Consider the following 26,866-nt stretch of genomic DNA (forward strand, 5'->3'; position numbering starts at 1 on the left):
TCAGCCTCGCAATGCCTTCAGGAGTTTCTGACCCGCGCGGCCGGTGGCCTCAAAACCCAGGCGGGTTTGTTCGGCGCGGATGGCGGCACGGCTTTTGTCGCCCAGCATGCCGTCGATGGCGCCAATGTCGTGGCCGCGCATGAGCAGCAGGCCTTGCAGCTCGCGGCGTTCGGCGCGCGAGAGGCCGGGGTCGTCGGTGGGCCAGGGCGTGGCGAAGGGGCCAGCGCCGCGCAGCCGGTCGGACAGGTGGGCGATGGCCAGGCCGTAGCTTTCGGCGGCGTTGTAGCTGTAGACGGCGTCGAAGTTGCGGGTGACGAGGAAGGCCGGGCCGGTTGGCCCGGCCAGCGCCATGAGGCCGGCGCTGCCGCTGGCGGGCAGGGGGCTGCCATCGACACGGCGCAGGCCACGCGCGGCCCACTCGCTCATGGTGCGCTTGGTGCGGCGGCCTTCGCCGGCGGTGCTGAAGCCGGCGGGCAGCTTCACCTCGTAACCCCAGGGCAGGTCCGTTTTCCAGCCGGCTTTTTGCAGAAAGTTCGCGGTGGAGGCCAGCGCGTCGGTGGTGCTGTCCATCAGGTCGCGTTTGCCGTCGCCGTCAAAGTCCACCGCCAGGCGCTCGAAGGTGCTGGGCATGAACTGGGTGTGGCCAAAGGCCCCGGCCCAGGAGCCCACCAGGCGCTCGGGCGCGATGTCGCCCGCCTGCAGTATGCGCAGCGTGGCGTAGAACTCGCCCCGGAAGTAGGCCTGGCGCCGGCCAAAACACGACAAGGTGCCCAGGGCCTGCGTGAGTGGGTAGCTGCCGAAGCTCTGGCCGAAGTTGCTCTCCACACCCCAGACCGCCACCACCGTGGCCGGGTCCACGCCAAAGCGGGCCTCCACCTTGGCCAGCGTCTCGCGGTGCTGGGCCAGCAAGGCGCGGCCTTGGGCCACACGTTCCTCGTCCACCAGGCCGGCCATGTAGTCCCAGATGGGGGTGCGGAACTCGGGCTGGTTGTCCAGCTTTTCGATCACGCTCATGTCGGGCGCCAGGCCCTGGGTGTGGCGGGCGAAGGCGGCGTCGCTCACGCCGGCAGCGCGGGCTGGTGCGCGCAGGTTGGCGAGGCAGCTCTGGAAGCTGTCGGCCGACTGGGCCCAGGCGGTGGACGTGGACAGGACGAGGGCGGAGAGCAGCAGGGTGCGCATGGTCGGTTCAATGTTCGGTGATGCCGTTGGCGCTCAGGCGCAGCAGGCGTTGGGTGCGTGCCGCTGCGTGGTCGGAGTGGGTGACCAACACCAGGGCGGCGCCGTGTTGTTGGGTCTGCGCCAGCAGCAGGTCCAGCACGTGGGTGGCCGTGGCGGGGTCGAGGTTGCCGGTCGGCTCGTCGGCCAGGATGAGGGCGGGGCGGTGCACCAGGGCGCGGGCGATGGCCACACGTTGCAGTTGCCCGCCCGAGAGTTGCTGAGGCAGGCGCGCGCCCAGATCGCCCAGCCCCACGGCGCGCAGCACCTCGGCCACGCGGGCGTTGTCGGGGCGCTGTTGCAGCAGCAGGGGCAGGGCCACGTTTTGTGCCACGTCCAGGTGGGGCAACACGTGGAAGGCCTGGAAGACGAAGCCCACGCGGTCGCGCCGCAGCAGGGCGCGGGCGTTGTCGTCCAGGGCGCTCAAGGGGTGGCCACACAGGTGCACCTCACCGGCGTCCCAGGTGTCGAGGCCGGCCAGGCAGTTGAGCAGGGTGGATTTGCCCACGCCCGATTCGCCCACGATGGCCACGCTCTCGCCGGGTTTCACGCGCAGGCTCACACCTTCAAACACGGTGCTGGCGCCGTAGCGTTTGGCCAGGCCTTCAACCTCAACAACGGCCTCAGCCATGGGCGTCCAGGTGCCGGGCGGCGTGTTGCAACACCTGCGCCAGCGCGTCGGGCGCTTCGCAGGCAATGGGTGTGCGCTGCGGCATGCTGCGCAGCCAGGTGATCTGGCGCTTGGCCAACTGGCGGGTGGCGGCGATGCCTTGTTCGCGCAGCTGCTGCAGCGCGGCGGGCGCGCCTGCGTCCAGCGCTTCCCAGGCCTGGCGGTAGCCCACGCATCGCATGCTGGGCAGGTCGGGGTGCAGGTCGCCGCGCGCGCGCAGCACCTTCACTTCGTCCAGAAATCCGGCCGCCAGCATGGCGTCGAAACGCTGCGCGATACGGGCGTGCAACCAGGCGCGGTCGGTGGGCTCCAACGACAGCAAGGCCCCGGCCGGCAGTGGCCAGGCGCCCTTGCGCGCACCTTGTTGCAGGGCCGAGATGGGCTGGCCGCTGACGCGGAACACCTCCAGCGCGCGCGAGATGCGCTGTGAATCGTTGGGCGCCAGGCGGGCGGCGGTGGCGGGGTCCACCTGGGCCAGTTGGGCGTGCAGGGCCGGCCAGCCCTGGGCCTGGGCCTCGGCTTCAATGGCGGCGCGCACGTCAGGCTGCGCGGGCGGCATGTCGTCGATGCCGTCGAGCAGGGCCTTGAGGTAGAGCATGGTGCCGCCCACCAGCAGCGGCACGCGGCCACGCGCGGTGATGTCGTCGCGCAGCCGGGTGGCGTCGCGCACAAATTCGGCGGCGCTGTAGGCGTCCAGCGGATCGCGGATGTCGATCAGGTGGTGGGGCACGGCGGCCAGCTCGGCGGCGCTGGGCTTGGCGGTGCCGATGTCCATGCCCCGGTAGACCAGGGCCGAATCGACGCTGATGATTTCCACCGGCCAGCGCTGGGCGATGGCGAGTGCGGCGGCGGTTTTGCCGCTGGCGGTGGGGCCGGTCAGGCCCAGCCAACGGGTGCTCATGGTGCAGCAGCCTCTGCCACGCGCTGGGGCGGTGTTTGTGGTTCGCCGAAGCGCCACACCAGCGTCCAGGCGGCCAGGGCAATGGCAGCGGCCCAGAACCAGATGCCATTCGTCAGCGGCAGCACCGAACCCCCGGCGCCCATTTGCATGTTTTGGCCCAACCAGCCGCCCATGGCAAAGGCCACCACGGTGATGAGAAAACCGCTCAGCGCCGAAGCCGCGCCTGCGGCCTGCGGGAAGGGCCCCACGGCGCCGCTCTGGCCACAGGGCTGGTGCACGCCGTGCGCGATCATGAACAGGTAGAAGGGCAGCACGATGGCCCACACGCTTTGCACGCCCAGCAGCGGCAGCACGCCCACCAGCGTGCCTCCCGTGAGCGTGAGGGCTGCCGCCAGACGCACCGTGCGGCGCACGCCCAGGCGGGGCAACAGGCGGCGGCAGACGAAGGTGCCGGCGATGTAGGACAGCGACACCGTGCTCATCACCAGCCCGTAGGCGGTTTTGCTTAAGCCCAGCACCTGGATGAAGACAAACGACGACGCGGCCAGAAAGGTGAACAGCCCGCCGTAGGAGGCGGCCGTGAGCAAGGCGTAGGCCCAGAAGGTGGGGCTGCGCAGGATGTGCGCCCAGGTGCGCAGCAGGTTGCCGGGTTGGAGCGCGTTTGGGTTGCGGGCCGGCACGGTTTCCTCAAAGCGCCAGACGATGAGCACCAACGCCACCGCGCCAAACAGGGCCAGCGCCAACAGCGCCATGCGCCAGCCGAACGCGTCGGACAACAACCCGCCCAACGGTGGGCTGAGAAACGCGATCACCCCCAGGCCTGACAAGCCCTTGGACATGGCGCGCGCGCCTTCGGCCGGGGTGTAGAGGTCGCGCACGATGGCGCGCGCGCACATCACGCCCGCGCCCATGGCCGCACCTTGCACCGTGCGCCAGGCGATGAGCTGCTCCATGCTGCTGGCCACGGTGCAGCCGATGGAGGCGAGCACATAGGCAAGCATGCCGGCCAGCAGCACCGGGCGGCGGCCGAAGCGGTCGGACAGTGGCCCCCACACCAGTTGTGACAGACCAAACGCCAGCAGCAGCGCGGTGAGCGTGAGCTGCGCCTGCGACATGGGTGCGCCAAAACCCTGGGTGAGGGCGGGCAGGGCGGGCAGGTACAGGTCGGTGGTGATAGGCTGCAGACCCAGCATCAAGGTGAGCACCAGCACCACCAGTGCTGGCGACATGGCGTTGGAATTCGGCGAAGAAGGCATCCGGCTGAGGGTAGCAGATGCGGACGCAACGACTGCCCCCTTGCGTCCCGCACCCTTCGGGTGCGGCCCGGGGCTCCACCGCTGCGCGGGTCGCTGCCCCCCAAGGGGGCTGTTTCGCCTTGGGGCGGCCCGGCGGCGAAACGGTCTTCCGCGCGTGAGGACTTTCAACGCAGGCCAAACAACTCCGCAATCGCCACACGGTACTGTGCCTGCCCCACCGAGTTGGTGTTGTGGTGCGAGCCGCCTTCCACCAGCACAAAGGCTTTTTTGCCGGTGGCGGCATCAAACAGGCGCTGGCCGAGTGCGGGCGGGATGAGCCGGTCGTTGCTGCCATGCACCACCAGCAAGGGCGAGCCGATGGCGGGCACGCGTTGCACCGCCTCAAACCGCTGGGTGATCAAAGGCGACACCGGCAGCCAGCCCCACTTGAAAGAGCTGACCACGTCGGGGATGGACGTGAAGGTGCCTTCCACCAGGGTGCCCGCTTCATCGCCCACCTGCGCGGCCAAATCGATGGCGATGGCCCCGCCCAGCGAGTGACCGAAGATGTAGCGCGGCCGGCCGGGGTAGGTTTTGCCCAGCCAGTCCCACGCGGCGCGGGCGTCTTCGTAGGCCATGGCCTCCGAGGGCAGGTCGGCCGTGCTTTTGCCGAAACCCCGGTAGTCGATGCCGAGCACCGAAAAACCCAGCTCCTGCATGCGTTGCATGCGAAAGGCCGAGCCGGTCACGTTCCAGCGCGCGCCGTGCAGGTAGAGCAGGATGGGTGCGTCGGCGCGGCGCTCGAAGTCGGCGTGGGGCGCCCACAGGCCGTGCAGCTTGACCGGCTGACCGCTCTCGCGGGAAGCGAACTCGATCCACACATCGCTCATGCCGGCAGCCGCCTCGGCGCCGCGCGACCAACTGCGGTCAGACGGCTGGAAGATCCACTGGCGCTGTTTTTCGTCCAGCGTGGCGCAGCCGGCCAGCAAGCCCACAGCGGCGATCAATACAAGCAGCAGACGTTTCATGGGGAGGTCGGAGCGGCGCGGAGGCGAAAAGTTCAGGGCAGAATGGCCGCCATGTCCGCATTTACCGTCTGCACATCATGACCGACAGTGTCTTCACCCGCATCGTCCGCCGCGAAATCCCGGCCGCCATCGTGTTCGAGGACGAGCAGGTGATTGCTTTCATGGACGCGGGTCAGGTCAACCCCGGCCACGTGTTGGTGGCCACCAAACGCCAGGTGGAAACCGTGATGGAACTGGCCGAGGCCGAAGCCGCCCACCTGTTTGCCGTTGCCACCCGCGTGGCCAAGGTGGTGCAGGCCACCTTCCAGCCCGAGGGCATGACGCTGCTGCAAACCAACAAACCCGCCGGCTGGCAGACCGTGCCCCACGTGCATGTGCACGTGCTGCCGCGTTATGCCAACGACGGGGCCGAGCTCGTGTGGCCACGCAAAGACCCGCCGCTGGCCGAGCTGCAGGCGCTGGCTGCCCGCATCGTGCTGTGAATCACGGCAGGGCTGGCACGACAATCGCCACGCGGCGGTTGTCGGCCCGGCCTTCGGGGGTGCTGTTGTCCGCCACGGGAAACTGGGCACCCAGCCCCCTGAGTTGAAGCTCGGTGGCGGCGTAGCCCGCCAAAGTCAAGGCGTCGCCCACCGCCTCGGCTCGGCGCAGGGACAACTGTTCGTTGTGAGCCCGCGTGCCCGAATTGTCGGTGTGCCCGTCCACCCGCAGTTTCAGGATCTGGACTGCCCGCAACTGCCGCCCGAGCTTGACGATGGCCTCGCGCGAGCTTTCGTTCACACGTGCGTTGTTGAGGTCGAACAGGATCTTCACGCTCAGCCCCAACTCCCAGCCGTCGTCCGTCTCGCGAAAACCCGCTTGGCGCAACACCTGAAGTTGTTCGTCTTTCAGACGGGATGGCGATTTGGGCGCTGTCGCAGACTTGGGTTGGGGTGCGGATTGACATCCCAACAGCGCCAGACAGCAGGCACCACTGGCGGCCACAAAAAGGCGCCGCGGCGTGGGTGGATTGGGGTGCTTGGGCAAACCTTGTATTGACATGAAATCCTCCTGGGTCAGGCGACCTGCGCGCGCTGTCGCTTCACGCGGTACATCTCGTTGTCGGCTTTGTGCAGCAATGCGCTGGCGCTCGTTCCGTGCTCCGGGTACAGCGCCACGCCAATTGACAGGGCCATCTGCAAAGGTGGGCCTTCGGGCGCCGCAATGGGTAACAACATAGCGTGCTCCAGTGCGGTCACGATGCCGTGCACCCGTGCGAAGTCGCGCACAGGTGCGATCAGTACCGCAAATTCGTCGCCCCCCAACCGGGCCACGATGTCGTTGTCTCGCACTTGTGCGCGAAGGCGTTGTGCCACCTCGCGCAGCACGGCGTCGCCTGCCGCGTGGCCTCGGGTGTCGTTGATTTGCTTGAATCGATCGCAGTCCACAAATAACACCGCCAACTGGCCTTGAGTGGCATGGGCTCGCGCCACAGCAGCCTCCAGTGCGTGGTCGAAGGCGGCCCGGTTGGGCAGTTTGGTCAGCGCATCGTGCTCGGCGCGGTGGGCCAGGTGGGCGTTTTCCTGTTCGAGTGCGGCTTCTCGCAGTGCCAGTTCATCGAGCAGTGCATTGAAGTCGTTGCCAAAGGCCTGCAGTTCAGCCACGCCGGCTGCTGGCACGCGGCGGTGCATGGCCCGATCGTGTCGCACCGCGTGCGCCACTTCGACCATGGCCTGCAGTGGGCCAACGATGTGCCCCATCATGCGCTGGCCCAGACGAAGGGCCAGCCAGGCCGTGGCCGCCAAACACCCCAACACCACAGCCACCACCGTCAGCAGAAAGCGCAGCAGCTCGGAGCCGTCGCCACGCAGGAAGAGTCGCCCCAGCACCTTGCCGTCGCGCTCCAGAGCCATTTCAATGGGGGTGGGCCACAAGGCCTGGGCCGCTTCCGACCACAGGCCACCGGCCTGTGCGCGCCAGTGGGCGAAGGGCTGTCCCGAGGCATCGAACAAGCGCACCTCGGCCACGCTTTCGTCGCGCAGCACGGTATTGAGTGCTTCGGTCGCCGCCTCCTTGTCGTTGAAAACCAAGGCCGCTTCCACCGTGTAGCCCACGGTGCGGCTGAGCAGCTGGAGGTTGTGCATGGCGTGTGTGCGCAAGGCGCCCCAGGCCAGCGCTGTCAGCAGGCCGCCGGCCAGCACCACCGACACCACGATCAGCGTCAGGTGCGCCCGCCGCAGTTCGGCGCGCAAACTCGGCATGGACGGTTCGGCTTGGCGTGGCGTGGGGTTCATGGCGTTCGCGCCTTGCGCCGGGCCAATTGCAGCACGTTGGGATGCACCCGGACCCCACCCCGGGCCAGCGAGTCGAGATTGACTTCAAACGCGATCGAATTCGGCTGTACGTCGAGGCAGAACATGCCGCCAGCCAGGCACTGTTCTCTGCGTTCACCCATTGTGACGATGGGGCGCGGGCCGAGGCGACGCAACAGGGATTGCCAAGCGACATCGTCAAGTGTGCCGAGGTAGACAACCTGACAACTGGTCGGCACCAATTCGGCGTCGACCGACTGGCGGCTGATGCGCAGCCGCCGCTGCGGTGCGATTTCAGTGGACTGCACGCGCAGCAGCTCGTCGGTGTGGTCCGATGGCCCGACGACACAGAGGTTCACGTCGGTCACCTCGGCAGGCCAGCGCACGTAGCTGAGGATGCCAACCACTGTGGTGGACACCCCAACGGCCGGTGGGAGAGAGCCTACTTGGCCCCAGGCCGCACCGGCTGCCCACACCAGCCAAAGCCCTGTGAGCCACGCCCAGCGCGTTTTCCTGGATCCCACCCGTCGATTTCGCGTCATCTTGTGAACAGTGTAACGACGTCCTGTGGCGAGAGATAGGGCGGCCATGCCGCCCGGGCTTCAGATCACACCCTGCGCCAGCATGGCGTCGGCCACCTTCACGAAACCTGCGATGTTCGCGCCGTCCACGTAGCTGACCGAACCATCGGCACGGCGGCCGTGTTGCAAGCAAGCCTGGTGGATGCCGACCATGATGCCGTGCAGGCGCTGGTCCACTTCCTCGCTCGGCCAGCTCAGGCGCATGGCGTTCTGGCTCATCTCCAGGCCCGAAGTGGCCACGCCACCGGCGTTGCTGGCTTTGCCGGGGGCGTACAACACGCCGGCATCCTCAAACACGCGCACGGCGTCCAGCGTGGTGGGCATGTTGGCGCCCTCGGCCACACACTTCACGCCGTTGGCCAGCAGGGTGCGTGCATCTTGGGCGTCCAGCTCGTTTTGTGTGGCGCAGGGCAGGGCCACGTCCACTGGCACGGCCCAGGGGCGCATGCCGGCTTCAAAATGGGTTTTGGTGCGGGCGGCGTAGTCGCTCACGCGGCCGTACAGGTGGTTTTTCACGTCCATCAGCTCGGCCAGCTTTTCGGGCGTGAAGCCGGCTTCGTCGATCACGGTGCCGCTGGAGTCCGACACGGTGACCACCTTGGCGCCCAGCGCCATGGCTTTTTCCACCGCGTACTGCGCCACGTTGCCCGAGCCCGACACGCTCACGCGCAGGCCATCAAACGACATGCCTTTCTGTTTCAGCATCTCCTGCGCGAAGTACACCGTGCCGTAGCCGGTGGCCTCGGGGCGGATCAGCGAGCCGCCGAAGCTCAGGCCCTTGCCGGTGAACACGCAGTCGGCCCGGTTGCTGAGCTTTTTCATCATGCCGGCCATGTAGCCGACTTCACGTCCGCCCACGCCGATGTCGCCGGCCGGCACGTCGGTGTCGGCGCCCACGTGGCGGAAGAGTTCGCTCACCAGTGCCTGGCAGAAACGCATCACCTCGCCGGGGCTTTTGCCTTTGGGGTCGAAGTCGGAGCCGCCCTTGCCGCCGCCCATGGGCAGGGTGGTCAAGGCGTTTTTGAAGGTCTGCTCGAAGGCCAGGAACTTGAGGATGGACAGGTTGACCGACGGGTGGAAGCGCATGCCGCCCTTGTAGGGGCCGATGGCCGAGCTGTGCTGGATGCGGTAGCCGCGGTTGACTTGCACGTCCCCGTGGTCGTTGACCCAGGAGATGCGGAACATGACGATGCGCTCGGGCTCGACCAGACGGTCCAGCAGGCCTTGCTCCGCGTATTTGGGGTGGCGCTGGATGAAGGGCCAGAGGCTCTCCATCACTTCGCCCACGGCCTGGTGGAATTCGGGCTGGCCGGGGTTGTGCTGCGCGACATGCTCAAGAAACTGGTGAACCGATGCGTATTTCAAAGTCATGCTCCATAAAAGTGCATGACATTATGCGAAACGTGCATTTCGTCAACCGAAATGAGGAAATTGGCAATGTTTTGCACTTTAGTGGTGCGAATGGTGGGATCTGCTGCATCAGCGCAGCAAGGTGATGCCCAGCCCAACGGCCGCGCAGGCGCCGAGCAGCGAAAAAACGCCGGTTTTGAACCGGAAAAGCGCCACTGTGGCGGCCACGGTGATCAGGGCCGAGGCGGCGTCGAAGCGCCCGTCCCAGCCTTGTGGCCACCACACGTGGTAGGCGAAGAACAACGCCAGATTCAGGATGACGCCCACCACGGCGGCGGTGATGGCCGACAGCGGCGCGGTGAAGCCCAGCTTGCCGTGGGTGGTTTCCACCAGCGGTCCACCGGCGAGGATGAAAACGAAGGACGGCAGGAAGGTGAAGAAGGTGACGAGCGTGGCGGCGAGCGACGCACCCAGGAACAGCGCGTCCTGCCCCAACACGGCCTGCTGCCAGCCACCCACAAAACCCACGAAGGCCACCACCATGATGAGCGGCCCTGGCGTGGTTTCGCCCAGCGCCAGGCCATCGATCATTTGTGTGCCGCTGAGCCACTGGAAGGTTTCGACCGCGCCCTGGTACACATAAGGCAACACCGCGTAGGCGCCGCCAAAGGTCAGCAAAGCGGCCTTGCTGAAAAACCAACCCATCTGTGTGAGCGTGGCGTCCCAGCCCTGCCAGGCCAGCAGTGCGCCCATCACGGCCAGCCACAGGCCGGCACCGACGGCCAGCACCTTGAGCAGGTGGGCGCGCGAGAAGCGCGCGTGGGCGGGTGTGGGCGTGTTGTCGTCGATGAGGGCCGGGCCATAGCCCTGGTGTGCGCCGCTGTGGCCACCGCCCAGCGCAAACACCGCGGGCGCGTGGCGCGAGCCCAGCCAGCCGATCAGCGCGGCCGCCGCCACGAGGGCGGGAAAGGGCGTGTCGAAAGCGAAGATGGCAACGAACGAGGCCGCCGCAATGCCCCACATCCAGCCATTCTTGAGCGCACGGGTGCCGATGCGGTGGGCCGCGTGCAACACCAGGGCCGTCACGGCCGGCTTGATGCCGTAGAACAGGCCGGCCACCACCGGCACGCTGCCAAACGCCAGGTACACCCACGACAAGGCGATCAAGATGAACAGGGAAGGCAGCACGAACAACCCGCCGGCCACGATGCCGCCCCAGCTGCGGTGCATCAGCCAGCCGATGTAGGTGGCCAACTGCTGGGCCTCGGGGCCGGGCAGCAGCATGCAGTAGTTGAGTGCGTGCAGAAAGCGCTTTTCACTGATCCAGCGGCGGCGCTCGACCAGTTCGGCGTGCATGATGGCGATCTGCCCGGCCGGGCCGCCAAAGCTGATGAAACCCAGCTTGAGCCAGAAGCGCAGGGCCTCGGCAAAGCCCACGGGAGCGGGGCGTTCGGTGGGATGCGGTGTGCTCATCGCATTGGCTCAGCGCCCGCGCAGAAAGAGGCCGTCGAGCTCGCGCATGGACAGCTGGCGCCAGGTGGGCCGGCCGTGGTTGCATTGGTCGGCGCGTTCCGTGGTTTCCATTTGGCGCAGCAAGGCGTTCATTTCCTCCAGCGTGAGCCGGCGGTTGGCGCGCACGGCGCCATGGCAGGCCATGGTGGCCAGCAATTCGTTGCGGGCGCGTTGCACCACGGTGCTGGCTTCATGCTGGCCCAGTTCGGCCAACACACTGCGCGCCAGCGCCACCGCGTCGCCTTGCGCCAGCGTGGCGGGCACGGCGCGCACCGCCAGCGTCTGGGGCGAAAACGGCGTGATTTCCAGCCCCAGCTGCAACAAGCCCTCGGCACTGGCTTCTGCCGTGGCCACCTCGGCCGGGGTGGCAGCGAAGGTGGCCGGGATCAACAGCGGCTGGCTGGCCAGCGCAGCTTCTGGGCCGGCATCAAGCTGCTGTTTGAGGCGCTCGTAGACGATGCGCTCGTGGGCGGCGTGCATGTCCACCAGCACCAGGCCCTGGGCGTTTTCGGCCAGGATGTAGACGCCGTGCAGTTGTGCGATGGCGCGGCCCAGCGGCCAGGTGTCGGTGGGCGGTGCTTCGGCGGCCGGCACAGGCGCCGGCGGTTCGGGTGTTGGCATGGGCGATGCCACCGACCACAAGGCGCCCAGGTCGTGCACACGGTGGCCCACCTCGGGTGGGGTGGTGGGGCGGTACAGAAACGGGCTGGGCGCGGGCCGTTCGGACAGCGGCAGCGGGCTTTGCCAGGCAGGCGACACCAGGTTCACCACCGGCACCGCTGTTGGGGTGGCCGCCACCGGCTGGCCTGCACGGGACGCGGCCAGTGTGTCCTCCACCGCGTGGCGCACCGCCTGGTGCACCTCGCGGCTGTCGCGAAAGCGCACCTCGATTTTGGTGGGGTGCACGTTCACATCCACGCGGCGCGGGTCGATTTCCATGAACAGGGCGTACACCGGCTGGCGCTGGCCGTGCAACACGTCTTCAAAGGCGGCGCGGGCGGCGTGGCTCACCACCTTGTCGCGAACAAAACGGCCGTTCACGTAGGCAAACTGTTGGTCTGCGCGTGTACGCGCGAAGTCGGGCAGGCCCACGCGGCCCCACACGCGTATGGGGTGGGGGTGGTCGCTGCTGCTGCGCCAGGCCACCGGTAGGCTGTTGTCGAGGAACTCGCGGCCCAGCACATCGCCCAGGCGTTGCGCCATGCTGTCTTCGGGGCTGGCGCCGGGCGGCGCAGCGCGCCACTGCTCCACCAGTTTGCCTTCGTGCCAGATGGCAAAACCCACGTCGGGCCGGGCCAGTGCGTGGCGGCGCACGGCTTCCACACAATGGGCCAGCTCGGTGGCATCGGTCTTGAGGAATTTGCGCCGCGCGGGCGTGGCGTAGAACAGCTCGCGCACCTCCACGCTGGTGCCCACGCCGCGCGGCGCGGGGCTGAGTTCGCCGGTGCGGGCGTTGAGCAGCCAGGCGTGTTCGGCGTCGGCGCTGTCGCCAGGCGGTGTGCGCGAGAGCAGGCTGAGCTCGGCCACCGAGGCGATGGCCGCCAGCGCCTCGCCGCGAAAACCCATGGTGCCCACCGATTCGAGCTCGTCGAGCGAGCGGATCTTGCTGGTGGCATGGCGCTTGAGCGCCACCGGCAGCTCGTTGCGTGGGATGCCCTGGCCGTCGTCCTCCACCGCAATCAGCCGCACCCCGCCGGCCAGCAGCCGCACGGTGACGTGGTGCGCGCCCGCGTCCAGGGCGTTGTCCACCAACTCACGCACCACCGAGGCGGGGCGCTCCACCACCTCGCCAGCGGCAATCTGGCTGATCAGCTCGTCGGGGAGTTCAAGAATGGTGCGGCGTTGGGCGTGCCGGGGCGCGGATTCGGGTGCGTTCACGCGGGAATTTTAGGCGGCCACAAAAAAGCCGGCCCAGGGGCCGGCTGGTGGTTGGCCCAACCGGCCAGGTGTTTACTTGCGTGCCTGTGCCACAGCCGCCTGTGTCTCTTTCCACAGGGCTTCGCCCACGTTGGCGGCGATGCTGGCGTTGATGGCGCTGAGCTTCTCGCGCATGCGGTTGGTTTCGGTGGGCGTCAGCTCGTTGACCTGCATGCCCTTGGCCTTGAGTTCGGCCAGGGCCTTGGCGGCTTCTTCGCGGGTGTCCTTGCGCTCAAAGTCGCGGCTCTTGACGGCGGCGTCCAGCAGCACCTTTTGTTCGGCTTTGCTCAGGCCGTCCCAGTACTTCTTGCTGACCAGCACGATCCACGGGCTGTAGACGTGGTTGGTCACGGTCAGGTACTTCTGCACCTCGTAGAACTTGCTGGAGAGGATGGTGTTGTACGGGTTCTCCTGGCCATCCACGGCTTTGGTTTCCAGCGCGGTGAACAGCTCCGAGAAGGACAGCGGCACGGCATTGGCGCCCAGGGTTTTGAAGCTTTCCAGGAACACCGGGTTGGGCATGACGCGCAGCTTGATGCTGTCGAGGTCTTCCAGCTTGTTCACCGCGCGTTTGTTGTTGGTGAGGTTGCGGAAGCCGTTTTCCCAGTACACCAGGCCCACCAAACCTTTTTCCTGCAGCTTGTCCATCACCTTCTGGCCCACGGGGCCGTCGAGCACCACATCGGCTTCCTTGGCGTTGTTGAACAGGAAAGGCGTGTCCCAGATCGCCATTTCTTTGGTGATGCCCACCAGCGTGGCGGTGGAGCCCACCATCATTTCCTGCGCGCCGCCGATCAAGGCCTGCTGCATCTGCGCGTCTGAACCCAGGGCGGCGGCGCCGACAGCGCGCACCTTCATCTTGCCGCCCGAGGCTTTTTCCACCTCTTCTGCAAACAGCTTGACCGCGCGGCCCTGGTTGGACACCTCGTTGAGGCCGTAGCCAAAACGGATGATGCGCGGCTTGATGTCTTGTGCGATGGCGCCGAAAGACGCCACCAGGGTGGCGGCGGACACGGCGGCCAGCAGGGTGCGGCGGAAGGTTGTCATGGAAGTCTCCTTGGGGTTGAGGTCGGGTGAAAAACAGGTTTCAGGTCATCGCATCCAGCGCACCGGCTCGATGACGATCTGCGGAAACACCACCAGCAGCACGAGGATGGCCACGTAGGTGACGAGGAAGGGGTTGACGCCACGGATGACGCTGGGCAGCGAGATGCGCCCGACGCCCGCCACTACGTTGAGCACGGTGCCCACGGGCGGCGTGATCAGTCCAATGGCCCCGTTGAGCACAAACATCAGGCCAAAGTACACCGGGTCGATGCCGGCCTTGACGGCGATGGGCAACATCACCGGGGCGAAGATGAGGATGGTGGGCGTGAGATCCAACGCCGTGCCGATCAGCACCAGCACCAGCATCATCACGGCCATCAGCAGGCGGGGGTTCTCCACCATGGGGCCGAGCCAGCCCGTGAGCAGATTGGGCAGATCGGCCAAGGTGATCATGTAGCTGGCCACCTGGGCACCGGCGCACAGGAACATGACGATGGAGGTGGTTTTGGCGGCGCGCACCAGCACGCCATGCACCGCGCTGAACTTCATCTCGCGGTGCACGAACAGGGCCACAAACAGCGCGTAGAAGGCGGCCACCACGGCGGCTTCGGTGGGCGTGAACACGCCGGATTTCATGCCGCCGATGATGATCAGGGGCATGAGCAATGCCCAGAAAGCGCGTGCGGTGACACGCAGGCGTTCGCGCAGCGGCAAGGGCTCGCCTTGGGGCAGGTTCAGCCCACGCAGCACCCAGCGCCACGCAAAGATCAGCCCCGCACCCATCAGCAGACCGGGCACGATGCCCGAAATGAACAGCGCCGAGATGGAGGTGTTGGTGGTGACGCCGTAGATCACGAAGGGCATGGACGGCGGGATGATGGGCGCGATGATGCCGCCCGAGGCGATCAGGCCGGCCGAGGTGTTCATGGGGTAGCCCTGCTGGCGCATCATGGGCAGCAGAATGGTGGCCAGAGCCGCCGTGTCGGCCAGTGCCGAGCCGCTCATGCTGGCCATCAACACCGCAGCGCCAATGGCCACGTAGCCCAGGCCGCCACGCACATGGCCCACCCATGCCTGGGCCATGTCGATGATGCGGCGGCTGATGCCGCCTGCGTTCATCAGCTCGCCGGCCAGGATGAAAAAAGGCACTGCAAGCAAGGGAAAGCTGTCCACGCCGGACACCAGGTTCTGGGCCAGCAGCTGGGTGTCCCAGAAGTCCAGCACCCAAGCCATACCGGCGCCGGTCAACACCAGGGCCAGGGCCATGTTCATGCCGGTGCCCATGAGCACCAGCATGCCCACCGAAAAAACCACAAAGGCCTGTGCTTCAGCGCTCATCATCACTCCACGTCGGCGCCATGGCCCAGGTCCAGCGGCTTGCGCTGAATCAACTCCCACAAGGCCATCACACCGATGGCCACCGAACACAGCAGGGCCGGCAGCGGCAGCAGCGCGGCCGAGTACCCCATCACCACCGACTGGCTGCCCAGGCCCACGATCACCTGTTGCCAAGCGCCCCAGGCCAGCATGGCGCAGGCGGCAATGACCAGCAGTCGGATCAGTGCGGTGACGGCGGCAAAGGCCAGCGGGCGCCCCGCGAGCAGGCCGGCCAGGCTGGTGAAGGCCATGTGCTCGCCGCCGGGGTAGGCCAGCGTGGCGCCAATGAACACCATCCACACAAACAGCAGCCGCGAGAGTTCCTCGCTGGCGGCCACACCACTGCCAAAGCCGTAGCGCAGCACCACGTTGACGAACACGGCGGTGGCCATCACAGCCAGGCACACGGCCATGGCGCTGCTGGCCCAGCGCACCATCGGGTGCTCCCGCTGCTCAGGGTTGGGGTGGTTCATGGTGCAAGCTCCTTGTGCGGCAACCAGGCCACGGTCTGGGCACACAGCTGGTTCAGGGGCAGGCGTGCGTCCAACCGCAACACGCCCGGCTCGCCCACGGGCGGCTCCAGCGTGGCGAACTGGCTGTCCACCAGCGAGCTGGAAAAAAAGTGGGTGCCGGCACGGGCCGCCACACGCTGGCCGGCCTCCTCGCGGTCGATGTCGAGAAACACAAAACGCAGGCCTGGGCAGGCGGCGCGCAGCTGGTCGCGGTAGGCGCGTTTGAGAGCCGAGCAGGTGAGCACCGCACCCTGTTGGTGGGCCTGCAGCAGCTCGGCCAGGGTGCGCAGCCAGCCGGCGCGGTCAGCGTCGGTCAGGGCCACACCCAGGCGCATTTTTTCGCGGCTGGTGCCGCTGTGGTGGTCGTCGCCCTCGATCAGGGGCACGCCGCAGGCCTGCGCCAGGGCAGCCCCCAGGCTGGACTTGCCACAGCCGGCCACGCCCATGACCACCAGAAACACCGATACAGGCGACTCGTTCATGTGGGACAGCGCTATCCAATGCGTTTAAAAAAGAGCTTCCGTGAAGGAAGCAGACCAAGGCTTCTTGAATGAAGGCCTTGACGAAAAATTGTGTGTTGACGGCTTGTTCAAGCCGTTGGACAGCGCTATCCTAGCAGCAATCTTTCCACATCAACAAAGGGTAAACCCTTGGAACGTGCCGAACCCAAGCGCCGCTCAAGCGGTCGCATCACGCTCAACGAGGTGGCCCGGCTGGCGGCGGTCAGCCCGATCACCGCATCGCGTGCCCTGCGTGGCGAACGCAGCGTGGCCCCCGATCTGGTGGCACGGGTGCAGCGGGCGGCGCAGCAACTGGGCTACGTGCCCGACCCGGCAGCCCGCGCCCTGGCGTCGCAGCGCAGCAGCCTGGTGCCGGTGCTGGTGCCTCTGTTGTCCAACGCGTTGTTTGTGGACGTGCTGGACGCCGTGCACCGGACACTGCAGCCGCAGGGTTTTCAGCCGCTGATCGGCGTCACGCACTACCGCCCTGACGAGGAGGAGCAACTGCTTCGCACCTACCTGGCGCAGCGGCCGGCCGGCCTGCTGCTCACCGGCTTTGATCGCACCGACGCGGCACGCCAGATGGTGGCGGCCAGCGGCGTGCCTTGTGTCCACCTGATGGAGCTGTCGCCAGCACCGGATGTGTACTGCGTGGGCTTCTCACAGCAGGATGCCGGCCACGCCATCACCGCCCATTTGGTGGCGCGCGGGCGCCGGCGCATCGCTTTTGCCGCTGCCCAGCTCGACCCGCGCACCTTGCAGCGCGCTGAAGGCTATCGGCGCTGCCTGCGTGAACACGGCCTGTACGACCCCAAGCTCGAACGCCTGGTGCCCGAACCTTCCAGCATGCGGCTGGGGGGCGAATTGTTTGCCGAGTTGCTGCGCGCCCACCCCGATTGCGATGCCATCTTTTTCAACAACGATGACCTCGCACAAGGTGGCTTGCTGGCGGCGTTGCGGCTGGGTGTGGCGGTGCCGCAGCAGGTGGCGGTGGCCGGGTTCAACGACCTGGCCGGCAGCGACCAGATGTTGCCGCCGCTGACCACCGTGCACACGCCCCGCAAGGCGGTGGGCGAGGCCAGCGCGCAGATGCTGCTCGCCCTCATGCGGGGGGAAAGCCCGCAGCCCAGTTCGCGCGATCTGGGCTTTGAACTGCGGGTGCGCGGCAGCACCTGAAGGGCTGTCGCGCGGCGCCGATAATCCGTGCCCATGGACCTCATTGCGACGCTGATCGATTTCATCCTGCACGTGGACGCCCACCTGGAGGCGTTTGTCCAGGCCTATGGCGCCTGGGTGTACGCCCTGCTGTTTCTCATCATCTTTGTGGAAACCGGTGTGGTGGTCATGCCCTTTCTGCCGGGCGACTCGCTGCTGTTTGTGGTGGGCGCGCTGTGTGGCGCCGGTTTCATGAGCCTGCCGCTGGCCATGGCGCTGCTGGTGGTGGCCGCCATCTTGGGCGACCAGCTCAACTACTCGATTGGCCGCTACTTCGGCCCCAAGGTGTTTCAGTGGGAGGACTCGCGTTTTTTCAACCGCAAGGCCTTTGACCGCGCGCACAATTTCTACGAAAAATACGGCGGTATCACCGTCATCCTGGCGCGCTTCATGCCGTTTGTGCGCACCTTTGTGCCCTTCGTGGCCGGTGTGGCCGAAATGACACGCAGCACCTTCACCTTCTACAACGTGGTCGGCGCGTTCATCTGGGTGGTGGGCCTGACCGGTGCCGGCTACCTGTTCGGCAACCTGCCTTGGGTGCAAACCCACCTGAGCAAAATCATCTGGGCCATGATCATCGTGCCGGGCTTGATTGCGATGTTCGGCGCCTGGCGGGCCTCGCGGGCCGAGGCGAAGTCTCCCGCCTGAGGCTCCGCCCCGTCACGACACCTGCCGCGTGCGCGCCAGCGGCGGGTTGCGGGAGAAGTAGCGCACGATGCCGCGCAACAGCGCATCGGCCAGCTGGTTTTGGTAAGCCGGGTCGAGCAGGCGTTGCTCTTCGTCGGGGTTGCTGATGAAGGCGGTTTCCACCAGCACACTGGGGATGTCGGGCGCGCGCAGCACCGCAAACCCCGCCTGTTCCACGCGGGGTTTGTGCAGCTTGCCCACGCGGCCGATCTCGCCCAACAAGGTGGCACCCACGCGCAAGCTGTCATTGATTTGCGCGGTGGTGCTCATGTCCAGTAGCACCCGGCGCACACCAGCGTCCTGGCCGCCGAGGTTGATGCCGCCCACCAGATCGGCCTTGTTTTCCTTGTCGGCCATCCAGCGCGCTGCCGCGCTGGAGGCGCCACGGTCACTCAAGGCGTACACGCTGGCGCCCTGGGGCCGGGGGGTGTAGAAAGCGTCGGCGTGGATGCTGACGAAGAGGTCGGCCTGCACCCGGCGCGCTTTGTCCACCCGCACATGCAGGGGCACGAAGAAGTCGGCATCGCGGGTCATGAAGGCGCGCATCTGGTGGCCGTTGACCTGGGTGGCGTTGATGCGGGTGCGCAGCCGCTGCGCGATCTGAAGCACCACGTTTTTCTCGTAGGTGCCACCGGGGCCGACCGCGCCTGGGTCTTCACCGCCGTGGCCGGGGTCGAGCGCGACGATGATGAGGCGGTCGGTGGGCGCGGCGCGCACCGGCTCGCGTGGGGCGGGGCTGACGGGTGGTGCGGGCGTTGGCGTTGGGGGCGCGGTGGCGGTCTTCGCCGGTGCGGATTTCTGCGCAATCAGGTCGCCTAACGGATCGGTGTCGGGTGCTGGCGCTGGCGCGGGTGTTGCGCTCATGCCGGGGGCCAGATCTTTGAGGCGCTGTGCAATGAAGTCGTCCAGCGGATCGGGCGGCGTGACCGGGTACAGATCGAGCACAAGCCGGTGCCGGTAGGCCGCGACCGGCTCCAGGCTGAACACCTGAGGTGTGATCGGTTTTTTGAGGTCGATGACCAGGCGCACCACATTGGGCGCGTTCTGTGCCACCCGCAGGCCGGCGATGTTGGGGTCGTCCGAGCGCACCTGGCCCAGCAGTTCGCGCAGGCCGGGCAGCAGATCGATGCCTTCGATGTCCACGGCCAGGCGCGGTGGGTCGGAGACAAAAAACTGGCGTGCCGTCAAAGCGCCGTCCGATTCGATGGTCACGCGCGTGTAATCGCGTGCGGGCCAGATGCGAACCGCCACCACCGAGGCACCACGTGCGATCTGGTGAGCGCCAATCAGCAGCACCAACGAACCTGTTCCGATCAGCTGCCGCCGTCTCATGAGCGGGCGGCCTCCAGCAGTTGCTGGCCACGCGGCGTTCGGGCCATGAAGGTGAGGCGGCGGCTGTGTTCGTGGTCGTCCATGGGGTGCAGGCTCAGGTCGGCATCGGGTGTGGGCATCATGCCCTGGGCCTTTTCCGGCCATTCCACCAGCTTGAGACCAGGCTGTGCAAAAAGTTCGCGAAACCCCGCGTCTTCCCACTCGCGCGGGTCGGTGAACCGGTAGAAATCGAAGTGCCAGATGTTCAGCGGCGCGCCGGTGTGGGCGCCCCAGGCGGCAGGCCAGGGCGCTTCGTGAGGTTCGACCACGGTGTAGGTGGGGCTTTTGATGCGCCCTGCCACGCCCAACGCGCGCAGCAGGTGACGCACCAGCGTGGTTTTGCCCGCCCCCAGGTCGCCATGCAAGGCGATCACCACATTGGCCAACACAGGCGAGCGCGCCATGGTGTCGGCCAGCGCCTGCGTGTGTGTCTCGTCCAGCAGCTGCGTGCGCCACACGCTGTCTGGCGTGGGGGCGCTGCCTACAATCAGGGGGTGGTCGATGCTGCTCAATTCGTTTCGCAAATACAGGCTTGGGGCCGGGAACTCGGATTTTCCCAAATTGGCGTGACGGGTGTCGATCTTTCGAGTGCCGAGCCGGGTTTGCTGGCCTGGCTGGCCGCCGGCTTTCATGGCGAGATGGGCTACATGGCCCAGCACGGGCTCAAACGCGCCCGCCCCGCCGAACTGTTGCCCGGCACGGTCAGCGTGATCACCGCCCGCCTGGACTACCTGCCCGCCAGCACGCCCGAGGGCTGGGCTGCGGCTGAACTGAGCCGGCAGCAACGCCCCGGCGAAGCCGTGATTTCGCTCTACGCCCGAGGCCGCGATTACCACAAGGTGTTCCGACAGCGCCTGCAAAAGCTGGGCGAGCGCATCGCGCTGGCCGCAGCGCCGTTGGCCCACCGCGCGTTCACCGATTCCGCCCCGGTGCTGGAGGCCGAGCTGGCCACACGCAGTGGCCTGGGCTGGCGTGGCAAACACACGCTGGTGTTGCAGCGCGAGGCGGGCTCGATGTTTTTTCTGGGCGAGGTGTTTGTGGACATGGCCTTGCCCACCACCGCACCCACCAGCGCGCATTGCGGGCATTGTTCGGCCTGCATCACCGCCTGCCCCACCGGCGCCATCGTGGCGCCCTACAGGCTCGATGCACGCCGTTGCATTTCTTACCTCACCATCGAACACGCCGGGCCCATCCCGATCGAGTTCCGCCGTTTGCTCGGCAACCGCATCTACGGGTGCGACGATTGCCAGCTGGTGTGCCCGTGGAACAAGTTCGCGCAGCGCTCGCCGCTGCCTGACTTTGAACCGCGGGCGGCCATGGGTGGCAACACGTTGGTGGCCTTGTTTGCCTGGGAAGAAGCCGAGTTTCTGCAGCGCACCGAAGGCAGCGCCATCCGCCGCATCGGCCATGAACGCTGGTTGCGCAACATCGCCGTGGCCCTGGGCAACGCGCTTGCGGCGGGCGAGCCACCCGAGCCCCTGCGCGCTGCCTTGCAAACGCGCCGCGAACACGCCAGCGCTTTGGTGCGCGAGCATGTGGCGTGGGCGCTGGCCCAGGGCTCCGATACGATGTGTCCATGAGGACCGTTCCACCGCCATCTCAGCCGCTGCGCGACCTGGGCCGCGCCGCGTTGCGCTGGAGCGCGCAGTGGGTTTACATCGCGCGGCTGGCTGCGCAGATCATGGCCTGGGCATTGACGCCGGGCAGCTACCCGCGTGCGTTGCGCCCGGTGATGGCGCGTCACCTGTACCAGTCCGCCGGCCCGTCGCTCATGTGGTACGTGCTGATGTTTGGTTTTTTCAGCCTCGTGCTGGTCCGCATCGTGGTGGTGTCGGCCGCCAGTTATGGGCTCTCGCGTTACGCCCTGGAGATGGTGGTGCGGGTGTTGGTGCTGGAGCTGTTGCCGCTGGCGGCTTCGCTGTTTGTGGCCATGCGTTGTGCCATCCCTTACGGCTCGGAGGTCGCGGCCATGCGCGCCAGTGGCCGTTTTGACGCGCTGCTGGCGCAGGGCGTGGACCCCATGCGTCAGGAGGTGCTGCCGCGTGTGGTGGCGGGCGTGTTCGCGGTCTGGTTGTGTACCGCGCTGAGCGCCGTGCTCACGCTGGTGGTGAGTTACCTGGTGGTCTATGGCTTCACGCCGTTTGGTTGGGATCCCTACACCCGCACCGTGGGGCAGGTGTTCGCCCCCGCCGTCACGCTGGTGTTTGTGGTGAAAACGCTGCTCTTCAGCCTGGCCGTGGCGGTGGTGCCCATGGCCGCTGCCACCCACCCACAGCCGACCGGCGGGGGTGCTGCCGGTGGCGCCGAAATCCAGGGCCTGGTGCGCATGTTCATGCTGTTGCTGTTGTTTGAAGCCCTGTCCCTGTTGGGCAACTACTATTGAGCCCCATGGCTGAACCTTCCGCTTCCCCTGCTGGCCTGAGCCGCATCGAGTTCAAAGCCGCCTTGCTGATGCTGCTGTTCGTGTTGCTGGTGGTCGGCTCTGCCGTGTACCTGTTGTACGCGCGTGGTGCCTTTGAAGACCACCAGACCGTGGTGCTGGTGGCTGACGATTCCGAAGGCGTGACCGTGGGCATGGACCTCACGTTCTCGGGTTTTCCCATCGGCCGCGTGCGCCGCATCGAGTTGTCCGCCGAAGGCAACGCCCGCATCGTGATTGACGTGCCCGAGCGCGACGCCCGCTGGCTGCGCCAGAGCAGCATCTTCACGATGGAGCGCAGCGTCGTGGGCAGCGTTCGCCTGCGCGCTTTCAGCGGCGTGCTGGACGACCCACCGCTGCCCGATGGCGCCGAGCGGCGTGTGCTGCTGGGCGATGCCACGGCCGAAATCCCGCAGGTGGTGGCCACCGCGCGCGAGCTGCTGAACAATCTCGCCAGCATGACCAACGCGCAGTCGGCACTCAACACCACGCTGCAACAAACCCAGTCGCTCACCGAAAAACTCAACGGCCCACAAGGCGCCCTGGGGGTGTTGGCCGGCAACGACGCTGACCGCAAACGCCTGGCCGCCACGCTGGCACAGGCCGAGACCTTGATGACCCGCCTCAACAGCCTGGCGCAGCGCACCGAAGGTCTGGTGGTCAACGCCGACCGGCGTGTGCTGGGCGAGGGTGGGCTGGTCACCGACACGCAAGCGCTGGTGCAGCAAATGAACACGGCGCTGGGTGAAGCGCGGCAAAGCCTCAAGAAGTTGGACGCGGTGCTGGTGGAGGCGCAGGGCCTTGCCAGCAACACCCGCGAGGCCACGGTCGATCTGGGGGCTTTGCGCACCGAGGTTGAAGCCAGCCTGCGCAAGGTCGAAACCCTGGTCAACGAGGTCAACCGCAAGTGGCCTTTTGCGCGCGACACGGAGATCAAGCTGCCATGAAGAGTACCCCCCCGTCGCTTGCCCGCTGCGCGTGGCCGCATCCCCCCCAGGGGGCGACACCAGCCGTCCGGCAGAGCCGGCCCGACGGTGTCCGCTTGAAAGGGGCATGGGTCCTTGCCTGGAGCCTGCTGCTCGTAGCCTGCAGCAGCACCCCACCACAGCCCGACTGGGCCGTGAACGCGCAAGGCTCGTTGGCGCGTTCGGTGGACGCCTACCTCAGCGGCAACACGCGCGTGGCCACGCTGGAACTCGACCGCGCCCGCGCCGAGGTGGCCCGCACCGGCGCACCCGAGCGGCTGGCGCGCCTGGAGTTGGTGCACTGTGCGGCCGAGGTGGCCAGCCTGAGCTTCACCGCTTGCCCCGCCTACCAGGCGGTGGCGCCCGATGCGGCCGCGCCAGAGCAGGCCTACGCCCGCTATTTGCGCGCCCAGGCCACAGCCGCCGACGCCTCACAACTGCCCGAGGTGCACCGCACGCTGGTGGGTGCAGCGCCCGATCAAGCCGCCGCCCGCGTCGCCGCCATCGCCGACCCGCTGTCGCGTCTGGTGGCCGCAGCGGTGTTGCTCCGCGCCGAACGCGCCACCGATGCCGTGGTGCGTTCGGCGGTGGACACCGCCAGCGCGCAGGGCTGGCGCCGCCCGTTGATGGCATGGCTGGGTGTGGCGCTGGCGCGCGCACAAGCGGCGGGGCAGGGTGATGAAGCCGTGCGCCTGCAGCGGCGGCTCGACGTGTTGACGCGGCGCGTGCCGGCAGACGCTGCCTCAGCCACCACCCAGTGAACCCAACACCCCCAGCGCAAACGGCAGGCTCAGCATGCCCAGCAGCGTGGACAGCGTGACCAGGCCGGCCACGTAGGCGCCGTTGTAGCCCATGCGCGCGGCCAGCACGTAACAACTGGACGCGGTGGGCACCGCCGAGAACATCAGCAGCACCAGGGTCTGTGTCGCGTCGAGCGCGAACACGCGCGACATGCCCAGCGCCACCAGTGGCAGCACAAAGTGTTTGAGCGAGAGCACCGCCACCCCCAGTGCCTTGGCGCTGGCCAGGCTGCCCAGTTGCATGCCGGCGCCGGCCGCCATCAGACCCAACGCCAGCGAGGCCTGGCCGATGCGGTTGACCGTGGGGTCCAGCCAAGGCGGAATCTGCAAGCCCAGCAGATTGGACGCCAGGCCACACGTTGTGCCAATGATCAGCGGGTTGCGCATCAGCTCCCGCGCGAAGCCGCGCTGGGCATGGCGTGCCATGGGCCACACCGCGCCGGTGTTGAAAAGGGGCACACAAAAACCGATCAGCACCGCGATCAGTTGCAGGCCTTGGGGGCCGACCACTTTTTCGACCAGTGCCAGCGCAATGAAGGAGTTGAAGCGAAAGCCCACCTGCGCGCTGGCCGCGTGCAGCCGCACGTCCAGGTGTTTGCCCAGCCAGGGCCAGTGGGGCAGCGAATACGACAAGGCAATCGCCACCACCGCCATGCTCATGCCAGCACCGATCAGGCCCGACGTGGCGCCCAGATCCAGCGGGCTGGTGACGATGGAGCGAAACAACAGGGTGGGAAACAGGAAGTAGTACACCAGGCTGTCCACCTGCTCCCACACCTTGCGGTTGAGCGCGGTCAGGCGGCACAGCAGGTAGCCGATGAGGATGAGCGAAAAATCGGGAAACAGCAGTTGGGCGAAGTTCACCGGCGCGAGGATACAAGGGTTTGCCCTTGGGGGATTCCATGCGGTCGGGAACCTTCAACCTTCATTTATATTCGCAGCACCTTGCGACACAGTTGTTGCTGTGGCGCCCCTTTTACGTGCTCTCAACAGGAGACTTCCTCATGATGTTCCGCCGCGAAGTGCTGACCCTTGCCGCCCTGGCCACCCTCAGTGGTGCCGCGTTCGCCCAGGCCTACCCCAGCCGCCCCGTCAAGCTGCAGGTGCCGTTTGCGCCCGGTGGTACCACCGACATCATTGCGCGTGTCATGTCCGAGCCGCTGGGCAAGGAACTGGGCCAATCGGTGGTGGTGGAAAACAAGGCCGGTGGTGGTGGTGTGGTGGGGGCTACCGAATTTGCCCGCGCCGCGCCGGATGGTTACATGCTGGCCATGGCCACCGTGTCCACCACGGCGGCCAACCCGGCCATCAACCCCAAGATCAGCTACAACCCGCTGACCGATTTCATCGCCATCACCAACATCGCGGCCACGCCCAATGTGATTGCGGTGCACCCCAGCTTCCCGGCCAAGGACTACAAGGGTTTCGTGGCTGAATTGAAGAAGAACCCCGGCAAATATTCCTACGCTTCATCGGGCACAGGTGCCATCGGCCACCTGCAGACCGAACTGTTCAAGAGCCTGGCCGGCGTGTTCATGACCCACATTCCTTATCGTGGTGCAGGCCCGGCACTCAACGACACCGTGGCCGGTCAGGTGCCCATCATTTTCGACAACCTGCCCTCCGCGCTGCCCTTCATCAACACCGGCAAGCTGGTGCCCATCGTGGTGGCCGCGCCCCAGCGCCTGAGTGCCTTGCCCAATGTGCCCACCTTCAAGGACGTGGGCCTGGAGCCGGTGAACCGCATGGCCTATTACGGCCTGCTGGCGCCCAAGGGCACGCCGGCCGACATCGTGAACAAGGTGCATGGCGCCGCCATGAAGGCCTTGGCCGACCCGGCCGTGCGCAAGCGCATCGAAGACACCGGCTCGCTGATCGTGGCCAACACGCCGGCCCAGTTCACCGAGCAGATCAAGGCCGAGCTGGGTGTGTACAAGCAGGTCGTCGAAAAGCAAAAGCTCAAACTTGACTGAGCCCGATCCGGCGCTGGTGGCCGCCGCCCGGTCTGCGGTGGAGGCGGACACCAGCGCTTTTGTGGATGCCCTCTGGCTGGAAGAGGGCTTGTCGCGCAACACGCTGGATGCCTACCGCCGCGATCTGGCGCTGCTGGGCCAGTGGCTGGCCTCACACGGCAAGCGGCTGACCGACTGTGGCGAAGCCGACATCAACGGCTACTTCGCCGCGCGCCACAGCCAGACCCGCGCCACCACGGCCAACCGGCGTCTCACCGTGTTCAAGCGTTATTTTCGATGGGCCCTGCGTGAGCGGCTCATCAGCGCCGACCCCACCTTGCGCCTGCAGGCGGCCAAACAGCCGTTGCGTGTGCCCAAGACCTTGACCGAAGCCCAGGTGGAGGCTTTGCTCAACGCCCCCGACGTGGGTACCCCCCTGGGTCTGCGCGACCGCGCCATGCTGGAGCTGATGTACGCCAGTGGCCTGCGGGTGAGTGAGCTGGTGTCGCTGCGCACGTTTGAGGTGAGCCAGAGCGAACACGTGTTGCGCGTGACCGGCAAGGGCAACAAGCAGCGCCTGGTGCCGTTTGGCCTGCTGGCCGGTGAGTGGCTGCAGCGCTACCTGCTGGAGGCCCGTGGCGCCATCCTGGGCGGGCAACAGACCGAGGACCTGTTCGTCACCGCGCGTGGTGCGGGCATGTCACGGGTGATGTTCTGGACCCTGGTGAAAAAACACGCCCTGGCCGCTGGCATCCGCAGCCCGCTGTCGCCGCACACCCTGCGCCACGCCTTCGCCACCCACCTGCTCAACCACGGGGCCGATTTGCGTGCGGTGCAACTTCTGCTGGGCCACGCCGACATCTCCACCACCACCATCTACACCCACGTCGCCCGCGAGCGGCTGAAAGACCTGCACGCGCAGCACCATCCGCGTGGCTGATGGTTGCCCCTGCATGCGCCAGGGATATCGCATGTTCTGCCAGCAGGCGTAGTGTGCGGGTTGCGGCAAGGGTGCCGCAGGAGTTTCACCATGAAAAAGACATTTGTGGCCCTGGCGGCCACACTGGTTTCGACGTGGGCCCTGGCCCACAACTGCCCCAACGAGATGAAAGCCATCGACGCCAAGCTGCCCAGCGTTCAGCTCAGCGCCGAGGCCATGGGCAAGGTGAAAGATTTGCGTGCCAAGGGCGAACAACTGCACAAAGAAGGCAAACACACCGAGTCCATGGCGGCGCTGGCCGAAGCCAAGAAGCTGCTGGGGATGTGAGGCGGCGGGGCGCGCGGCCAAGGGTGGGCGCGGTGCACAATGCCGCACCAC

28 protein-coding genes are annotated in these 26,866 nt (G+C 66.9%); 10 read left to right on the forward strand and 18 right to left on the reverse strand.

Features of this window, described 5'->3' with window-relative positions; genetic code table 11:
- The 5 genes from ACFQPB_RS06365 to ACFQPB_RS06385 all read right to left on the reverse strand — a co-directional run bounded on the left by ACFQPB_RS06365 (position 1) and on the right by ACFQPB_RS06385 (position 5,049).
- Positions 1-1,179, reverse strand: coding sequence for a lytic murein transglycosylase (locus ACFQPB_RS06365; protein ID WP_382220802.1), 1,179 nt, complete (start codon positions 1,177-1,179; stop codon positions 1-3).
- A 7-nt stretch (positions 1,180-1,186) separates the two neighbouring features.
- Positions 1,187-1,846: an ABC transporter ATP-binding protein gene (locus tag ACFQPB_RS06370; protein ID WP_382220805.1), complete on the reverse strand. Its 660-nt coding sequence runs from the start codon at positions 1,844-1,846 to the stop codon at positions 1,187-1,189.
- The gene (gene miaA / locus ACFQPB_RS06375) at positions 1,839-2,786 is read right to left on the reverse strand and encodes a tRNA (adenosine(37)-N6)-dimethylallyltransferase MiaA (protein WP_382220807.1); all 948 of its coding nucleotides are present in this window, start codon (positions 2,784-2,786) and stop codon (positions 1,839-1,841) included. The genes ACFQPB_RS06370 and miaA overlap by 8 nt, the downstream gene beginning before the upstream one ends.
- Positions 2,783-4,015 (reverse strand): multidrug effflux MFS transporter, encoded by a 1,233-nt coding sequence (locus ACFQPB_RS06380; protein WP_382220810.1) that lies wholly within the window; start codon positions 4,013-4,015, stop codon positions 2,783-2,785. Before ACFQPB_RS06380 ends, miaA begins: the two co-directional genes overlap by 4 nt.
- Before the next feature lie 191 nt (positions 4,016-4,206).
- A complete protein-coding gene (locus ACFQPB_RS06385; protein WP_382220813.1) occupies positions 4,207-5,049 on the reverse strand; it encodes an alpha/beta hydrolase in 843 nt (280 codons plus the stop codon).
- Between the two features lie 77 nt (positions 5,050-5,126).
- On the opposite strand from ACFQPB_RS06385, the gene ACFQPB_RS06390 reads away from it, so the two are divergent.
- Positions 5,127-5,531 (forward strand): HIT family protein, encoded by a 405-nt coding sequence (locus tag ACFQPB_RS06390; RefSeq protein WP_382198732.1) that lies wholly within the window; start codon positions 5,127-5,129, stop codon positions 5,529-5,531.
- Between the two features lies 1 nt (position 5,532).
- On the opposite strand, the gene yfiB is transcribed toward ACFQPB_RS06390, so the two are convergent.
- From yfiB to ACFQPB_RS06440, 10 genes are all read right to left on the reverse strand, one after another.
- The gene (gene yfiB, locus ACFQPB_RS06395) at positions 5,533-6,090 is read right to left on the reverse strand and encodes an outer membrane lipoprotein YfiB (protein WP_382220816.1); all 558 of its coding nucleotides are present in this window, start codon (positions 6,088-6,090) and stop codon (positions 5,533-5,535) included.
- A 14-nt stretch (positions 6,091-6,104) separates the two neighbouring features.
- Entirely contained in the window at positions 6,105-7,322 is a 1,218-nt protein-coding gene (gene dgcN, locus ACFQPB_RS06400; protein ID WP_382220818.1) for a diguanylate cyclase DgcN/YfiN, read from the reverse strand.
- Positions 7,319-7,759: a regulatory sequestration protein YfiR gene (yfiR, locus tag ACFQPB_RS06405; protein WP_382198735.1), complete on the reverse strand. Its 441-nt coding sequence runs from the start codon at positions 7,757-7,759 to the stop codon at positions 7,319-7,321. The genes dgcN and yfiR overlap by 4 nt, the downstream gene beginning before the upstream one ends.
- 183 nt (positions 7,760-7,942) lie before the next feature.
- The gene (gene gdhA, locus ACFQPB_RS06410) at positions 7,943-9,286 is read right to left on the reverse strand and encodes an NADP-specific glutamate dehydrogenase (RefSeq protein WP_382220967.1); all 1,344 of its coding nucleotides are present in this window, start codon (positions 9,284-9,286) and stop codon (positions 7,943-7,945) included.
- Between the two features lie 114 nt (positions 9,287-9,400).
- Complete coding sequence (chrA, locus tag ACFQPB_RS06415) at positions 9,401-10,744, reverse strand: chromate efflux transporter (RefSeq protein WP_382220821.1); 1,344 nt, start codon at positions 10,742-10,744, stop codon at positions 9,401-9,403.
- 9 nt (positions 10,745-10,753) lie between these two features.
- Positions 10,754-12,661, reverse strand: coding sequence for a DNA mismatch repair endonuclease MutL (gene mutL / locus ACFQPB_RS06420; RefSeq protein ID WP_382220823.1), 1,908 nt, complete (start codon positions 12,659-12,661; stop codon positions 10,754-10,756).
- A 72-nt stretch (positions 12,662-12,733) separates the two neighbouring features.
- Entirely contained in the window at positions 12,734-13,747 is a 1,014-nt protein-coding gene (locus ACFQPB_RS06425) for a TRAP transporter substrate-binding protein (RefSeq protein WP_382220826.1), read from the reverse strand.
- A 45-nt stretch (positions 13,748-13,792) separates the two neighbouring features.
- The gene (locus ACFQPB_RS06430) at positions 13,793-15,085 is read right to left on the reverse strand and encodes a TRAP transporter large permease (protein ID WP_382220829.1); all 1,293 of its coding nucleotides are present in this window, start codon (positions 15,083-15,085) and stop codon (positions 13,793-13,795) included.
- A gap of 2 nt (positions 15,086-15,087) precedes the next feature.
- Entirely contained in the window at positions 15,088-15,597 is a 510-nt protein-coding gene (locus tag ACFQPB_RS06435; protein ID WP_382198740.1) for a TRAP transporter small permease subunit, read from the reverse strand.
- Positions 15,594-16,118: a gluconokinase gene (locus tag ACFQPB_RS06440; RefSeq protein WP_382220832.1), complete on the reverse strand. Its 525-nt coding sequence runs from the start codon at positions 16,116-16,118 to the stop codon at positions 15,594-15,596. Before ACFQPB_RS06440 ends, ACFQPB_RS06435 begins: the two co-directional genes overlap by 4 nt.
- Before the next feature lie 168 nt (positions 16,119-16,286).
- Between ACFQPB_RS06440 and gntR the strand changes: the two genes are divergently transcribed.
- Positions 16,287-17,312, forward strand: a complete 1,026-nt coding sequence (gene gntR / locus ACFQPB_RS06445) for an HTH-type transcriptional regulator GntR (RefSeq protein ID WP_382220834.1) — start codon at positions 16,287-16,289, stop codon at positions 17,310-17,312.
- 33 nt (positions 17,313-17,345) lie between these two features.
- Entirely contained in the window at positions 17,346-17,999 is a 654-nt protein-coding gene (locus tag ACFQPB_RS06450; RefSeq protein WP_382198743.1) for a DedA family protein, read from the forward strand.
- 12 nt (positions 18,000-18,011) lie between these two features.
- On the opposite strand, the gene ACFQPB_RS06455 is transcribed toward ACFQPB_RS06450, so the two are convergent.
- Both ACFQPB_RS06455 and tsaE read right to left on the reverse strand, forming a co-directional pair.
- Positions 18,012-19,370: an N-acetylmuramoyl-L-alanine amidase gene (locus ACFQPB_RS06455; protein ID WP_382220837.1), complete on the reverse strand. Its 1,359-nt coding sequence runs from the start codon at positions 19,368-19,370 to the stop codon at positions 18,012-18,014.
- Entirely contained in the window at positions 19,367-19,921 is a 555-nt protein-coding gene (gene tsaE, locus ACFQPB_RS06460; protein WP_382220840.1) for a tRNA (adenosine(37)-N6)-threonylcarbamoyltransferase complex ATPase subunit type 1 TsaE, read from the reverse strand. Before tsaE ends, ACFQPB_RS06455 begins: the two co-directional genes overlap by 4 nt.
- On the opposite strand from tsaE, the gene queG reads away from it, so the two are divergent.
- From queG to ACFQPB_RS06480, 4 genes are all read left to right on the forward strand, one after another.
- Entirely contained in the window at positions 19,904-20,992 is a 1,089-nt protein-coding gene (gene queG, locus ACFQPB_RS06465; RefSeq protein WP_382220843.1) for a tRNA epoxyqueuosine(34) reductase QueG, read from the forward strand. The two genes, tsaE and queG, sit on opposite strands and share 18 nt — an antisense overlap.
- Positions 20,989-21,795 carry an MlaE family ABC transporter permease gene (locus ACFQPB_RS06470; RefSeq protein ID WP_382220846.1) on the forward strand — a complete coding sequence of 269 codons (807 nt, stop codon included), beginning with the start codon at positions 20,989-20,991 and terminating at the stop codon, positions 21,793-21,795. The genes queG and ACFQPB_RS06470 overlap by 4 nt, the downstream gene beginning before the upstream one ends.
- Before the next feature lie 5 nt (positions 21,796-21,800).
- The gene (locus tag ACFQPB_RS06475) at positions 21,801-22,778 is read left to right on the forward strand and encodes an MlaD family protein (protein WP_382220849.1); all 978 of its coding nucleotides are present in this window, start codon (positions 21,801-21,803) and stop codon (positions 22,776-22,778) included.
- A gap of 173 nt (positions 22,779-22,951) precedes the next feature.
- Positions 22,952-23,557, forward strand: a complete 606-nt coding sequence (locus ACFQPB_RS06480; RefSeq protein WP_382220852.1) for a hypothetical protein — start codon at positions 22,952-22,954, stop codon at positions 23,555-23,557.
- Here the strand turns inward: ACFQPB_RS06480 and ACFQPB_RS06485 are convergent.
- A complete protein-coding gene (locus tag ACFQPB_RS06485) occupies positions 23,540-24,460 on the reverse strand; it encodes an AEC family transporter (protein ID WP_382220854.1) in 921 nt (306 codons plus the stop codon). The two genes, ACFQPB_RS06480 and ACFQPB_RS06485, sit on opposite strands and share 18 nt — an antisense overlap.
- A 143-nt stretch (positions 24,461-24,603) precedes the next feature.
- On the opposite strand from ACFQPB_RS06485, the gene ACFQPB_RS06490 reads away from it, so the two are divergent.
- The 3 genes from ACFQPB_RS06490 (at position 24,604) to ACFQPB_RS06500 (ending at position 26,815) form a co-directional block, all read left to right on the forward strand.
- Entirely contained in the window at positions 24,604-25,569 is a 966-nt protein-coding gene (locus ACFQPB_RS06490; RefSeq protein ID WP_382220970.1) for a tripartite tricarboxylate transporter substrate binding protein BugE, read from the forward strand.
- A gap of 16 nt (positions 25,570-25,585) precedes the next feature.
- The gene (gene xerD, locus ACFQPB_RS06495; protein WP_382220972.1) at positions 25,586-26,488 is read left to right on the forward strand and encodes a site-specific tyrosine recombinase XerD; all 903 of its coding nucleotides are present in this window, start codon (positions 25,586-25,588) and stop codon (positions 26,486-26,488) included.
- Between the two features lie 90 nt (positions 26,489-26,578).
- On the forward strand, positions 26,579-26,815 hold the full coding sequence (locus ACFQPB_RS06500; RefSeq protein ID WP_382220857.1) for a hypothetical protein: 237 nt from the start codon (positions 26,579-26,581) through the stop codon (positions 26,813-26,815).
- Positions 26,816-26,866 lie beyond the last annotated feature (51 nt).

The organism is Hydrogenophaga atypica, from assembly GCF_042665215.1.
GTDB classification, from domain to species: domain Bacteria; phylum Pseudomonadota; class Gammaproteobacteria; order Burkholderiales; family Burkholderiaceae_C; genus Hydrogenophaga; species Hydrogenophaga defluvii_A.

Coding starts and splice junctions, on each gene's coding strand:
- ACFQPB_RS06450 (WP_382198743.1), top strand. CDS start 17,346: ATGGACCTCATTGCGACGCTGATCGATTTCATCCTGCACGTGGACGCC.
- ACFQPB_RS06490 (WP_382220970.1), top strand. CDS start 24,604: ATGTTCCGCCGCGAAGTGCTGACCCTTGCCGCCCTGGCCACCCTCAGT.
- dgcN (WP_382220818.1), bottom strand. CDS start 7,322: ATGAACCCCACGCCACGCCAAGCCGAACCGTCCATGCCGAGTTTGCGC.
- ACFQPB_RS06430 (WP_382220829.1), bottom strand. CDS start 15,085: ATGAGCGCTGAAGCACAGGCCTTTGTGGTTTTTTCGGTGGGCATGCTG.
- ACFQPB_RS06475 (WP_382220849.1), top strand. CDS start 21,801: ATGGCTGAACCTTCCGCTTCCCCTGCTGGCCTGAGCCGCATCGAGTTC.
- yfiB (WP_382220816.1), bottom strand. CDS start 6,090: ATGTCAATACAAGGTTTGCCCAAGCACCCCAATCCACCCACGCCGCGG.
- ACFQPB_RS06380 (WP_382220810.1), bottom strand. CDS start 4,015: ATGTCGCCAGCACTGGTGGTGCTGGTGCTCACCTTGATGCTGGGTCTG.
- ACFQPB_RS06435 (WP_382198740.1), bottom strand. CDS start 15,597: ATGAACCACCCCAACCCTGAGCAGCGGGAGCACCCGATGGTGCGCTGG.
- ACFQPB_RS06500 (WP_382220857.1), top strand. CDS start 26,579: ATGAAAAAGACATTTGTGGCCCTGGCGGCCACACTGGTTTCGACGTGG.
- ACFQPB_RS06470 (WP_382220846.1), top strand. CDS start 20,989: ATGAGGACCGTTCCACCGCCATCTCAGCCGCTGCGCGACCTGGGCCGC.
- ACFQPB_RS06455 (WP_382220837.1), bottom strand. CDS start 19,370: ATGAGACGGCGGCAGCTGATCGGAACAGGTTCGTTGGTGCTGCTGATT.
- ACFQPB_RS06365 (WP_382220802.1), bottom strand. CDS start 1,179: ATGCGCACCCTGCTGCTCTCCGCCCTCGTCCTGTCCACGTCCACCGCC.
- ACFQPB_RS06425 (WP_382220826.1), bottom strand. CDS start 13,747: ATGACAACCTTCCGCCGCACCCTGCTGGCCGCCGTGTCCGCCGCCACC.
- ACFQPB_RS06390 (WP_382198732.1), top strand. CDS start 5,127: ATGACCGACAGTGTCTTCACCCGCATCGTCCGCCGCGAAATCCCGGCC.
- ACFQPB_RS06440 (WP_382220832.1), bottom strand. CDS start 16,118: ATGAACGAGTCGCCTGTATCGGTGTTTCTGGTGGTCATGGGCGTGGCC.
- ACFQPB_RS06370 (WP_382220805.1), bottom strand. CDS start 1,846: ATGGCTGAGGCCGTTGTTGAGGTTGAAGGCCTGGCCAAACGCTACGGC.
- miaA (WP_382220807.1), bottom strand. CDS start 2,786: ATGAGCACCCGTTGGCTGGGCCTGACCGGCCCCACCGCCAGCGGCAAA.
- ACFQPB_RS06385 (WP_382220813.1), bottom strand. CDS start 5,049: ATGAAACGTCTGCTGCTTGTATTGATCGCCGCTGTGGGCTTGCTGGCC.
- chrA (WP_382220821.1), bottom strand. CDS start 10,744: ATGAGCACACCGCATCCCACCGAACGCCCCGCTCCCGTGGGCTTTGCC.